Genomic DNA, 12,309 nt, shown 5'->3' on the forward strand with positions numbered 1-12,309 from the left:
TGATTTATTTCACTTTGAGTGCTGTGCGAAGTTTTTCCATAAGAAAACGCCCTCCATTATTTAAAATTTCTTGTGCACAGTCTTTTCCAAAAGATTTATAATCTTCAAAATTACAACTTTTTTTGATTGTATAATTTTCTTTTCCATCTAAAGAGTGTAAAACACCTTCAAAATGAATTGTTTCATCGTAAACTTTAGCTAAAGCACCAATAGGAGCAGTACAACCACCTTCTAAAGTTTTTAGAAATTGTCTTTCAATGTGAGTACAAATTTCTGTTTCTGTATGATTTAAATGAGAAAGTGCTTCTTGTGAGAAAATGTCACTTTCCATTGCCACAACAAGCATTGCTCCTTGTGCAGGTGCTGGAATCATCCAGTCTAAATTTATATATGTATCTGGTTTTAGATTGATACGTTCTAATCCTGCCGCAGCAAAAATAGCTCCATTCCAAGTATTATCTTTTAATTTTTGTAAGCGTGTGTTTACATTTCCTCTTAAATCTTCTACAGTATGTGTAGGGTATTTATGTAGCCATTGCGCTTTTCTACGTAAACTTCCTGAAGCAATTGTTCCTTTTGACTCTAAAAAGTCGAGGTTGCCTTTGTGAACTAAAATGTCATATACATTTGCTCTTTCTAGAACAGCAGCTTGTATAAATCCATTAGGTAAAGTAGTTGGAACATCTTTCATAGAATGTACTGCAATATCAACTTCACCTTTTAGCATGGCTACATCTAAAGTCTTTGTAAAGATTCCAGTAATTCCAAGTTCGTAAAGAGGTTTGTCTAGTATTAAATCTCCAGTAGATTTTACTGCAATTATTTCGGTTTCATATCCTAGATCAGTTAGTTTTTTCTGAACAGTATGTGCTTGCCAAAGTGCTAATTCACTATCTCTTGTTCCTATACGTATTGTTTTTTTCAAAAGGAAAATTTTAATTATTTAAACGAAACACTTTCTCAATCCATTCAATACTTTCATCCACCATAGTACCTTCATCTTTTAAGTGATTAGCAAAATGAGTAGTTATTTTTTGAATAATTCGGTTACTTATTATTTCTGCTTGTTCTTCATTAAAATTATCTAATTTTTTACGCTGATAATTTAATTCAGATTGTTTAATTAAAGCTAATTTCTCTTTTAAAGAATGAATTGTTGGTGCAAATTTTCTAGCTTTTGTCCAACTCATAAACTCTGTAATAATTTCATTAATTATAGCTTCAGCAGCAGGAATATGTAGCTTTCTTTTTTCAATAGTTTCATCAGTAACTTGAGATAAATAATCTAAATGAACTAATGAAACACCATTAATAGAAGAAACATTTTCATTAACATTTTTAGGAATGGATAGATCTAAAATAAGTAAAGGTTTTTTTAGATTTAAAACACCAGCATCTATTGTAGGATTTTGTGCACCAGTTGCGACAATTAAAACATCTGCTTTTTGAATTTCTAATTGTAAATCGGCATACTCTTTTACAATTAGATTGAATTTACCAGCAATTTTTTCTGCTTTTTCTTTGGTTCTATTTATCAATACTATATGGTCATTCTTAGTATGTTTTACTAAATTTTCACAAGTATTTCGTCCTATTTTTCCAGTTCCAAATAATAAGATATTTTTAGATCCAATTTCTTCTACATTGTTCATAATATATTGAACCGAGGCAAAAGAAACTGATGTTGCTCCTGAACTAATTTCAGTTTCATTTTTAACTCTTTTACTAGCTTGAATTACAGCATTTACTAAACGCTCAATATAAGCATTTGCAAGCCCTAATTTTTTACTAGCAACAAAACTGTTTTTTATTTGTGAGATAATTTCAAAATCACCTAAAATTTGACTATCTAAACCAGTTCCTACTCTAAAGAGATGATTAATAGCTTCTTTGTTTTTATATACATGAGCTACTTTTTGAAAATCTTCAACGGTTCCTTGGCTGTTTTCACAAAGTAATTTTATGAGTTGAAAAGGGTGTTGCGCAAATCCATATATTTCAGTTCTATTACATGTCGATGTTAAGATTAGCGCTTCTATACCTTCGTTTTTTGCTTGAAAAAGTAAGTTTTCCTTACTCTTTTCGTCTAAACTAAATTTCCCTCTCATTTCAGCATCAGCCTTCTTATAACTTAGCCCTATGGCATAAAAAGTAGTGTGCTTCAATCCTGTATTATTATCCATAAATTTTACTTTCCTTAAAGTGAAACAAAATTACTATAGAGGATAGATTAAAAATAACGCTCAAAGTACTTTTTTTGTCGATTGCAGAATTTTTGTAAAAATTATGACTAGTTTCTATAATTTGCTCTATTTTTGCAGTAAAATTGCTTGTTTAGAATTTATTTATTTATAACCAATCTAAATAAATTCAAAAAAATATTCTGTAAACCTTTCTTAAAAAATAACGCTATGAGTTCATTTGAAGAGATAAAAATAGAACAAGACTTTACTTTACTTCGTTTTCAAAATGATACAAAAACGATGGAACGATTTGAAAAACAAGTAAGAACAGGTTTGATTCAATTTCATTTTAATGTAAAAGGGAAAGCAAAATTTATTTTTAATCAGGGTACTTACGCTTTGGATTTAAATGAAGAAAAATCATTATTATTATATAATCCACAAAAAGAATTGCCTTTGCATTTAGAAGTAAGTCCTAAAACTTGGATTATTTCAGTTTTAATTTCTATAAAAAAATTCCATGCATTGTTTTCAAATGAAGCAGAATTAATTCCTTTTTTAAGTCAAGAGAATTTAGATAAAAAATATTATGGAGAAGAAGATATAAGCCCTTCTATGGCAATTGTATTAAATCAGATATTTCATTATAATCAAAATTCGTCTATTAAAAATTTATATTTAAAAGGAAAAGGATATGAATTAATGAGTTTGTATTTTAATCAAAATGAAGATCCAAATGCAGAACATTGTCCGTTTTTGATTGATGAGGAAAATGTTTTAAAAATAAAAAAGGCGAAGGAAGTAATTATTGAAAATATGGCAGAACCACCTAGTTTACAAGAATTGGCAGACAAAGTTGGATTAACTTTAAAGAAATTGAAAGTAGGTTTTAAACAAATTTATGGAGATAGTGTATATAGTTTCTTGTTTGATTATAAAATGGAATATGCAAGAAAAATGCTTGATTCAGGTTCTTACAATGTAAATGAAGTAGGATTAAAAGTAGGCTATAGTACTTCAAGTCATTTTATAGCTGCTTTTAAAAAGAAATTTGGAACAACGCCAAAAAAATATTTAATGAACTTAAATTTGAATGTTTGATAATTATGAAAATGTTTAGTATCAATTTATCGAATATAAGAATAAATAAAAAAGTTGTTTTTCAAATCTATTAAAAATTAAGTTTAATTACTTTTATTGAAAATTTATAAATAAAATTATTAAAGAATAAAATATAATGAAGGGAGTATTATTAGTAAATTTAGGTTCACCGGAAAGTCCAACTCCAAAAGATGTAAAACCCTATTTGGATGAATTTTTAATGGATAAATATGTCATAGATGTTCCGTTTTTATTACGTGCTTTATTAGTAAGAGGTATTATTTTAAGAAAACGACCAGAAAAGTCAGCAGAAGCTTATAAAAAAATATGGTGGGAAGAAGGTTCTCCACTTATTGTTCTTTCAAAAAGGATGAAAGCTAAGGTAGAACAAGATGTGAGCGTTCCAGTATCTTTAGCCATGCGATATGGGAACCCAAGCATTGAGTCTGGGCTACAAGAGTTAAGTGATAAAGGGGTAACAGAAGTTTTATTGTTTCCGTTATATCCACAGCATGCAATGGCTTCAACGGTAACTATTTTGGTATTAGCAGAAGAATTGCGTAAGAAGAAATTTCCTCACATGAACTTCACTATAGTTCCAGCGTTTTATAATCAAAAAGATTATATTAGAGACTTATCAAATTCTATTAAAAAACATTTAGAAGGGTTTGAGTATGATCATTTATTATTTTCTTATCATGGAATTCCTGAGCGTCATGTTCGTAAAACAGATGTTACAAAGAGTCATTGTAAAATAGACGGAAGTTGTTGTAATACACCTTCTCCAGCTCATGAATTTTGCTATCGTCATCAATGTTTTGAAACCACAAAACAAGTTGTTGCGTTTTTAGGAATAGAAGAAGGTAAATATAGTCAAACATTTCAATCTCGTTTAGCAGGTGATAAATGGTTAGAACCTTATACAGATGTAGAGATTAATAAAATGCCAGAAAAAGGTATTAAAAAATTAGCAGTTGTAACTCCAGCCTTTGTATCAGATTGTTTGGAAACATTAGAAGAAATAGCAATGGAAGCAAATCATCAGTTTAAAGAACACGGTGGTGAAGAATTTAAAGCTGTTCCTTGTTTAAATGATGATGATGATTGGTGTAAAACATTAAGCCGTTGGATAGATCAATGGGCTTTTCAAACAGAAGAACAAATAGTATAATGGCAGTTTCTTCAACAGAATTAGGAACATTAGACATAAAAAAATTATTGATAAAACAATCTGTTCCAGCATCTATTGGAATTTTGTTTATGTCAATAAATATTTTAATAGATACAATCTTCGTAGGACAGTGGATAGGAGCATTGGCAATAGCAGCAGTTTCTGTTGTATTGCCAATTACTTTTTTAATTTCTTCTTTAGGAATGGCACTTGGAATAGGAGGGAGTTCAATAATTTCAAGAGCACTAGGAGCAAATAATAAAGAAAAAGCATTACATACATTTGGAAATCAAATTATGTTAACACTTTCGCTTGCCCTAGTATCGGTCATAGTCGGACTGTTTTTTTCAGATGAAGTATTATTGCTTTTTGGGGCTAATGGCGCGATAATGTTGCCAGCAAGAGAGTTTTTTATTCCTGTTTTATATGGAGTTCCTTTTTTAGCGCTTAGTATGATGGGAAATACTGTAATTAGAGCAGAAGGTAAACCTAAATTTGCTATGATTGCTATGATTATTCCTGCTTTCAGTAACATTATTTTAGATGTTGTTTTTATTAAATTTTTCAATTTAGGAATGTTTGGAGCAGCATTAGCAACGTCTATTTCATATTTTATGTGTTTTGTTTTTATACTATGGTTTTTTATTTATAAAAGTGAGTTACGATTTCAATTGAAGCATCTTATATTAAATAATAAAATTGTTTCTGAAATAGCATCTTTAGGTTTTGTAACCTTTTCTAGGCAAGGTGTTGTTGCTATTTTATCTATTATATTAAATCATACTCTTTTTGTTCATGGTGGTGAAGATTCTGTAGCTATTTATGGAATTATAAGTAGAATGTTAATGTTTGCATTGTTTCCAATATTAGGAGTTACACAAGGGTTTCTTCCTATTGCTGGATATAACTATGGAGCAAAACAATACTCAAGAGTAAATAAAACTATTACAACATCAATAAAATGGGCTGCATTCTTAGCAACAGTAATTTTTATAGTAATTTTAATTTTTTCAGAACCTATTGTTGCCGTTTTTACAAAAGACGCCAAAATAATCTCTGAAACACCAAATGCACTACGAATTGTATTTGCAGCATCGCCAATTATTGCCATACAACTAATTGGAGCCGCTTATTTTCAAGCAGCAGGAAAAGCAATTCCAGCATTATTATTAACACTTACAAAACAAGGATTTTTCTTAATCCCACTAGTACTTGTTTTACCAAATTATTATGGTATTTTTGGAGTATGGATTTCTTTTCCTATTGCTGATATTTTATCTACATTAGTAACTGCTTTTTTTTTAAGAAAGGAAATGAAACAGAAATTAACCTTAGCACAAGATGGAATATAATTATATCAAAGCTCTACATCTTATATTTGTTATAACTTGGTTTGCAGGATTATTTTATATTGTTCGTTTATTTGTATATCATGCAGAAGCAAAGCAAAAACCACAACCAGAACAAGATATTTTAATTAAACAATATCAATTAATGCAATATCGATTATGGTATATTATTACATGGCCGAGTGCTGTTTTGGCTAGTTTTTTTGCTTTTTATTTATTGTACTTAAATCCAGCTTGGTTAACACAAGCTTGGATGCATGTAAAACTGGCATTTGTTTTGTTACTTTATATGTATCACGCTAAATGTCATCAAATATTTAATCAATTACAAAAGGGAGAAGTAAAACATACATCGAGTTTTTTTAGGATTTGGAATGAAGGAGCTACTATAATCTTGTTTGCAGTAGTTTTTTTAGTAATCTTGAAAAACGCAATTAATTGGATTTATGGTGTAATAGGTATTATTAGTTTCTCTATTTTAATAATGATTGGTTTTAAGTTTTATAAAAGAATAAGAGAGAAAAATAAAAAATAATATATAAGTGTTTGCTATTTTTAATATAAAACAAATTTCATTACAATTAAGAATATTTTTATCCATGATATTCTTAACACTTATAGCATCTATACTTATAGCATTAGTTTCATATTATCAATTTAAAAAAGAAGCGCGAGAATATCATCAAGATAGATTGGAACGAAAAGAAAATGCAATTGTAGAACACATTAATTATATATTAGAAAACACTACTTATCAGCTTACAACAGAAAATATTCAGTATATATTTAAAGAAAAAATACATGAATTGTCTGATATTCATAGCCTTGAAATCAATTTTTTCGATTTAGATGGTAATTTATTAATTTCATCAAAAGCCGTTTTTAAGTTAGATAGTATTAAACCCAAAATTAATCCATCTACATTAAAAATATTAAGAGGTACAATTGAAAAAAGATATGTTGAATTTACAACAATTGATAGTTTATCGTATAGATCTTCATATAGTTATATAAAAGATAATAAATTTAAGCCACTTGCTATATTAAATCTTCCTTACGAAGAAGATACTACTTTTTATGATAATGAAATTCGAAATTTTTTAATTCGATTTAGTCAGATTTATTTTTTAATGTTTCTAATCGCAATTTTTTTATCTTATTTTTTATCAAGTTATATCACCAAATCATTAAAATTAATTTCGGATAAAATTCAAGAGACAAATTTTAATCAGCAAAATCAAAAGATAGAATTAGAAGAAGGAAGTAAAGAAATAAATTTATTAATTCATTCTTATAATAGTATGGTTGATAAGCTTGAAGATAGTGCTATGAAATTAGCTCAGAGTGAAAGAGAACAAGCTTGGCGAGAAATGGCGAAACAAGTGGCGCATGAAATTAAAAATCCATTGACACCTATGCGACTTACTGTGCAAAGTTATCAAAGAAGGTTTGATATAAATGACCCTAAAGCGAAAGAAAAGCTAGATGATTTTGCTAAAACTTTGATTCAACAAATTGACACAATGAGTTCGGTAGCAGGTGCTTTTTCTAATTTTGCATCAATGCCTGCTCAACAAAACGAAACCTTAAATGTTGTTAAGATTGTACAATTAGCATTAGATATTTTTAACGAAAACTATATTCAATATTCTTATTTAGACAAAGAAATAATTGCTAATCTAGATAGAACACAATTAATTAGAGTTATAACTAATTTGGTTAAAAATGCTATTCAATCTATTCCAGAAGAACAAGAGGAAAAGTCAATTCTAGTTCGTGTTTATAAAGAAGATACTAATGTTAAAATTAAAGTTAAAGATAATGGTAAAGGAATTTCAGACAGCAATAAAGCAAGAATCTTTGAGCCAAAATTTACTACAAAATCTAGCGGAATGGGATTAGGGTTAGCTATTATTAAAAATATTATTGAGAATTATAACGGAACAATTACTTTTGAAAGTGAAGAGGGGAAAGGAACAGAATTCATCGTTTCTTTTCCAATTAAATCATAATAAAATAAATAAAAATGGAGAATATTTTAATTGAAAAACAAGAAAATATTGCAATTATCACAATTAATAGACCAGAAAAGTTAAACGCATTAAATAAAGTAACCATTCAAGAATTACATGAAGGTTTTAAATCGTTAAGCACGGATTCATCTGTAAAAGCAATTATCATAACAGGTAGTGGAGAAAAGGCTTTTGTAGCAGGAGCTGATATATCAGAATTTGCACATTTTTCTGAAGAAGAAGGTGAGAAGCTGGCAGCAAAAGGACAAGAATTATTGTTTGATTTTGTGGAAAATTTAAGTACACCTGTTATAGCGGCTGTAAATGGTTTCGCATTAGGAGGTGGTTTGGAATTGGCTATGGCTTGTCATTTTAGAGTAGCATCAGACAATGTTAAAATGGGATTACCAGAAGTAACACTTGGAGTAATTCCTGGTTATGGCGGAACACAACGTTTAGGCCAATTAGTTGGAAAAGGAAGAGCAATGGAAATGATTATGACTGCTGGAATGATAGATGCTGAAATGGCTAAAAATTATGGTCTTGTAAATCATGTTGTACCGCAAGGAGAATTACTAGATTTAGCGAAAGGAATTGCGTCTAAAATTGCTAGAAATTCAAGTACCGCTATTTCAAAAGCAATTCAAGCAATCAATGCTAATTTTAAAGATGGTGTAAATGGTTATGCTGTAGAAATTGAGAATTTTGGAGCTTGTTTTGGAACTGAAGATTTTAAAGAAGGAACAACTGCTTTTTTAGAGAAAAGGAAAGCTAGTTTTAAATAATATAAGTAGTGTGATTAAAGAATTTTGTAGAAGAAAAATAATTTTTAAAAATCACATTTAAATACTAAAAAAGACTGTTTGAAATTTCAAACAGTCTTTTTTAGTATAAGATAAATTAAATAGAGTAAGATTCAACCCTTTCAGTATTTTCAGAGAAATTCTCGTTAAAAACAGTATTTACAAAATTCCATTTAGATTCAACGGTATTTGATGTAAAGGAAACGGAAAGGTAGCCTCTATCTGAAGCATTTAGATAGTTAAGGTCATCGATTAGAATTTGCATAGCATTTTCAAAACCAGTAATGCTTGCTTCATTAATACCTAAATATTCTTCCAATCCAGGAGAAGTTACAGATGAAGTAGCAAACTCTTTTCCTTTATCATTAGAGTTGCTATCTGTTAAGTTACTATACCATGCATTATGAGTGTCTCCTGCTAAACAAACTATTTTTTTACCAGCAAAGTTGCTATAGAGAATTTCTCTTTCTACAGGATAACCATCCCAAGCATCTAAATTATAAGGTAAAACAGTATTTATTCTGGCAATCTCAGAACTAGTAAGGGTTGGATCTCCATTTACATAGCGTAATTTTATTGTTACTAATTCTGTAATTTGTTGTTGAAAGAGCTGTAAAGTATTAGTAGAAGCCGAACCAGTTAGTTCTACTTCATATTGAATGGCTGCTAATGTTGATAATAATTCTGCTGGAATCATCATTTTACCCATTAATACTTGTTGCCCTAAAACCTGCCATTGTGCATTGCTCCCTGTAACTTGAGAAATTAACCAATTTCGTTGTGTAGTTCCAAGTAGTGTTCTATTAGGGTTTAACCAATCTGTTTGGAAATTGGCAACATTGAAATTTCCAGAAGTATCATAATAATCAGCATAGTTTAATTGTTTATCTCTTCCAATAACTCTAGTATCTAACATTATTAAGTTTACCAAATTTCCAATATTGAAATTTCTATAAATTAAATTAATGTCATTTGTTTTCATAGGTAAAAACTCACTATACGCTTTTATAGCATCAGCTTTTCTTGTCTCAAAGCTACCTTCATTTGCTTGATGATTTTCTGCTCCATTTTTATAAGTATCATTTGCAATTTCATGATCATCCCAAACACAAATAAAAGGTTTCTTTTGATGTGCTAATTGTAAATTTTTGTCTGAACGATATTGTTTGTAACGAGATCTATAGTCTTGTAAAGTTAGAATTTCATTTGCAGGAATATGTTTACGATCTAAAACACCAGTATATTCATTAGTTCCATATTGGTCTTCAGCATATTCATAAATATAGTCGCCTAGATGTATAATAATATCTGCATCAGAATTTGCCATTGCTTTATATACATTAAATAATCCAGCTGGATAATTAGCACAAGAGCAAACAGCTAATTTAATAGTATTTGTTGAAACAGGTAGTGTGATGGTTTCTCCAACAACAGAAACACTTCTATCTTCTTGATTAAAGAAACGATAATACAATTTTTTATTAGCGTCTAAATTTTGGAGTTCAATAGCTACAGTATAATCTCTAGTGTTATCAGTAATTACTTCTCCATTTCTAAAAACAGTTTCAAAATTACTATCATAAGCTACTTGCCAATATATTTTAACTTCCGGTTTACCAGTATTGTATCTTGTCCAAATTATTACCTGATTATGTGTTGGATCAAAACTAGCAACTCCATGAGAAAAAAGGTCAGATGAATAATCTTCAGGTATACCAAAAATAGTATCATCATCTGTGCAACTTATAAAATTTGGAGATAAAAGGATTCCTCCAGTTGTTAAAATTGAATTGATTAAAAAGCGTCTTCTTGATAAATCCTTTTGACTCATTATTTCTATATTTAAATTTTAGCAAAAATCAAATATTAGATTTTAAAAGACTTTATTTAATTATTAATTAAATATTAAAATTGAAGAGTTGTAATAAGTGTTTACGTTGTTTTTATTATTTTAATGTTAAGAATTTAACGATAGTTTTATTTTTCTCCTTCCCATTCTGCATAGAATTGTGATAAGAAATTTTCCATAAAAATATGTCGTTCTCTTGCAATTTTTTTTCCTGTTTCAGTATTCATTTTGTCTTTTAGAAGGAGTAATTTTTCATAAAAATGATTTAATGTAGGTGCGTTGCTATTTTTATATTCTTCTTTACTCATATTAAGTTGAGGTTGAATATTTGGATTGTAGAGTGGTCTGTTTTTGAAACCACCATAGTTGAAAGTCCTAGCAATTCCTATTGCACCAAGAGCATCTAAGCGATCAGCATCTTGAACAATATCAAGTTCTTTGGATGTAAATTTTTTGTCAAAATTTCCACCTTTAAAGGAAATGTTTTCAATAATCGCAATAACATGGTTTATGGTATTTTTGTCTACATTTTGACTTTCTAAAAAAGTAGTTGCTATTTTAGGACCAATAGTTTCGTCTCCATCATGAAATTTACTATCGGCAATGTCATGTAACAGAGCGCCTAGTTTTACAATTTCAAGATTACATTCTTCATCTTTAGCAATTAAAAGAGCATTTTTATAAACACGTTCAATGTGAAACCAATCATGTCCTCCTTCTGCATTTTGAAGTTTCTCTTTTACGAAATGTATTGTAGTATCAATTAATTGCATTTTTTACAGTTATAAAAATCTCTACTAAAGTCTTTATGTTTTAAACTTTAGTAGAGATATGTTTTGTTTTTTTGATAGTTATTTAATTAAAGCAGGTTGTACCCATTTAAAAATATGTCCTTCTTCTGGTATTACAAGTCTTTCGGAAATTCGTGCCATACGTGCTGGTAACTTCATTAGGAAATCTCTCGCTTTTTCAGCTTCATCTGTTAGATTCACAATTTTATCAATTTCCCACTTATCAATCAATTTTTGCATAATATCTACATAATCATTTGCAGTGTAGACACCAATTCTTTGTGCAGAATCTGAAAATTGTTCAAAAGCAGTACTAATTTTTTGACCTGATTCTCTTAGGAAATGAGCAGGCATTGTAATTTTATGTTTCATCATGTGTTGAAAAGCAAGCATCATTTCACTTGGATCAACTTCAAAAATTTTACTTACAAATGTACTATATGCTTGATGATGACGCATTTCATCTCCAGCAATTAATCGGCACATTTTTGATAATTTATTGTCTCCGAATTTTTTTGCCATTTGCGCTACTCTGTTATGAGAAATATAGGTTGCTAACTCTTGGAAACTAGTGTATACAAAGTTTTTATAAGGATCTCTACCTGTTCCAATATCAAAACCATCATTGATTAAATGTTGAGTTGTTTGCTCAATTTCCTTCATATTAACTCGTCCAGATAAATACAGGTATTTGTTTAATACATCACCATGACGGTTTTCTTCTCCAGTCCAGTTACGAACCCATTTACTCCAGCCATTTCTTCCTTCATTATCTACTCCTTCAACTTCCATTAACCAAGATTCATAAGTAGGTAAAGCTTCCTCAGTAATTGTATCACCGACTAAAACTACCCAAAAATCATAAGGTAAATCTTTTGCAATTTCTCTTAATTCTGTTATTTCATCAAAGAATTTTTCACTTTCAGAATTTGGTAACAAATCGGTTGGTTGCCAAATTTTTTCAACTGGAATTAAAAACTCTTCAACAAAGGAATCAATTTTTTTTTCCAAAAACTGCATTACTTCTAAGCGTACATTTTTTATTGACAT

General features: G+C 29.2%; 11 protein-coding genes. 6 read left to right on the top strand and 5 right to left on the bottom strand.

The window, feature by feature from the left end:
• Positions 1-4: 4 nt before the first annotated feature.
• Together hemC and hemA are read right to left on the bottom strand one after the other, a co-directional pair.
• Positions 5-925, bottom strand: coding sequence for a hydroxymethylbilane synthase (hemC, locus tag LXD69_RS05500; RefSeq protein WP_246918093.1), 921 nt, complete (start codon positions 923-925; stop codon positions 5-7).
• Between the two features lie 10 nt (positions 926-935).
• Positions 936-2,183, bottom strand: a complete 1,248-nt coding sequence (hemA, locus tag LXD69_RS05505) for a glutamyl-tRNA reductase (protein WP_246918095.1) — start codon at positions 2,181-2,183, stop codon at positions 936-938.
• A 228-nt stretch (positions 2,184-2,411) separates the two neighbouring features.
• On the opposite strand from hemA, the gene LXD69_RS05510 reads away from it, so the two are divergent.
• From LXD69_RS05510 to LXD69_RS05535, 6 genes are all read left to right on the top strand, one after another.
• A complete protein-coding gene (locus tag LXD69_RS05510; protein ID WP_246918097.1) occupies positions 2,412-3,284 on the top strand; it encodes a helix-turn-helix transcriptional regulator in 873 nt (290 codons plus the stop codon).
• Positions 3,285-3,420: 136 nt separating this feature from the next.
• Entirely contained in the window at positions 3,421-4,455 is a 1,035-nt protein-coding gene (hemH, locus tag LXD69_RS05515; RefSeq protein WP_045970158.1) for a ferrochelatase, read from the top strand.
• Positions 4,455-5,807, top strand: coding sequence for an MATE family efflux transporter (locus tag LXD69_RS05520; RefSeq protein WP_246918103.1), 1,353 nt, complete (start codon positions 4,455-4,457; stop codon positions 5,805-5,807). Before hemH ends, LXD69_RS05520 begins: the two co-directional genes overlap by 1 nt.
• Positions 5,797-6,339 (top strand): CopD family protein, encoded by a 543-nt coding sequence (locus LXD69_RS05525; protein ID WP_246918106.1) that lies wholly within the window; start codon positions 5,797-5,799, stop codon positions 6,337-6,339. The genes LXD69_RS05520 and LXD69_RS05525 overlap by 11 nt, the downstream gene beginning before the upstream one ends.
• 64 nt (positions 6,340-6,403) lie before the next feature.
• Positions 6,404-7,816: a sensor histidine kinase gene (locus tag LXD69_RS05530; RefSeq protein ID WP_045970152.1), complete on the top strand. Its 1,413-nt coding sequence runs from the start codon at positions 6,404-6,406 to the stop codon at positions 7,814-7,816.
• Positions 7,817-7,824: 8 nt separating this feature from the next.
• A complete protein-coding gene (locus LXD69_RS05535) occupies positions 7,825-8,601 on the top strand; it encodes an enoyl-CoA hydratase/isomerase family protein (protein ID WP_246918863.1) in 777 nt (258 codons plus the stop codon).
• 115 nt (positions 8,602-8,716) lie between these two features.
• Here the strand turns inward: LXD69_RS05535 and LXD69_RS05540 are convergent, their stop codons facing one another.
• From LXD69_RS05540 to LXD69_RS05550, 3 genes are all read right to left on the bottom strand, one after another.
• Positions 8,717-10,450: an alkaline phosphatase D family protein gene (locus tag LXD69_RS05540; protein WP_246918108.1), complete on the bottom strand. Its 1,734-nt coding sequence runs from the start codon at positions 10,448-10,450 to the stop codon at positions 8,717-8,719.
• A 146-nt stretch (positions 10,451-10,596) separates the two neighbouring features.
• Positions 10,597-11,241 (bottom strand): HD domain-containing protein, encoded by a 645-nt coding sequence (locus LXD69_RS05545; protein WP_246918109.1) that lies wholly within the window; start codon positions 11,239-11,241, stop codon positions 10,597-10,599.
• A 78-nt stretch (positions 11,242-11,319) separates the two neighbouring features.
• Positions 11,320-12,309 (bottom strand): acyl-ACP desaturase, encoded by a 990-nt coding sequence (locus LXD69_RS05550; RefSeq protein WP_246918110.1) that lies wholly within the window; start codon positions 12,307-12,309, stop codon positions 11,320-11,322.

This window comes from Flavobacterium sediminilitoris (assembly GCF_023008245.1).
Classification (GTDB): Bacteria; Bacteroidota; Bacteroidia; order Flavobacteriales; family Flavobacteriaceae; genus Flavobacterium; species Flavobacterium sediminilitoris.

Excerpts from the sequence above, each read along its gene's own strand:
- hemH (WP_045970158.1), top strand. The coding sequence starts at position 3,421 with ATGAAGGGAGTATTATTAGTAAATTTAGGTTCACCGGAAAGTCCAACT.
- LXD69_RS05510 (WP_246918097.1), top strand. The coding sequence starts at position 2,412 with ATGAGTTCATTTGAAGAGATAAAAATAGAACAAGACTTTACTTTACTT.
- LXD69_RS05520 (WP_246918103.1), top strand. The coding sequence starts at position 4,455 with ATGGCAGTTTCTTCAACAGAATTAGGAACATTAGACATAAAAAAATTA.
- LXD69_RS05530 (WP_045970152.1), top strand. The coding sequence starts at position 6,404 with ATGATATTCTTAACACTTATAGCATCTATACTTATAGCATTAGTTTCA.
- LXD69_RS05525 (WP_246918106.1), top strand. The coding sequence starts at position 5,797 with ATGGAATATAATTATATCAAAGCTCTACATCTTATATTTGTTATAACT.
- LXD69_RS05550 (WP_246918110.1), bottom strand. The coding sequence starts at position 12,309 with ATGTCAATAAAAAATGTACGCTTAGAAGTAATGCAGTTTTTGGAAAAA.
- hemA (WP_246918095.1), bottom strand. The coding sequence starts at position 2,183 with ATGGATAATAATACAGGATTGAAGCACACTACTTTTTATGCCATAGGG.
- LXD69_RS05545 (WP_246918109.1), bottom strand. The coding sequence starts at position 11,241 with ATGCAATTAATTGATACTACAATACATTTCGTAAAAGAGAAACTTCAA.
- LXD69_RS05540 (WP_246918108.1), bottom strand. The coding sequence starts at position 10,450 with ATGAGTCAAAAGGATTTATCAAGAAGACGCTTTTTAATCAATTCAATT.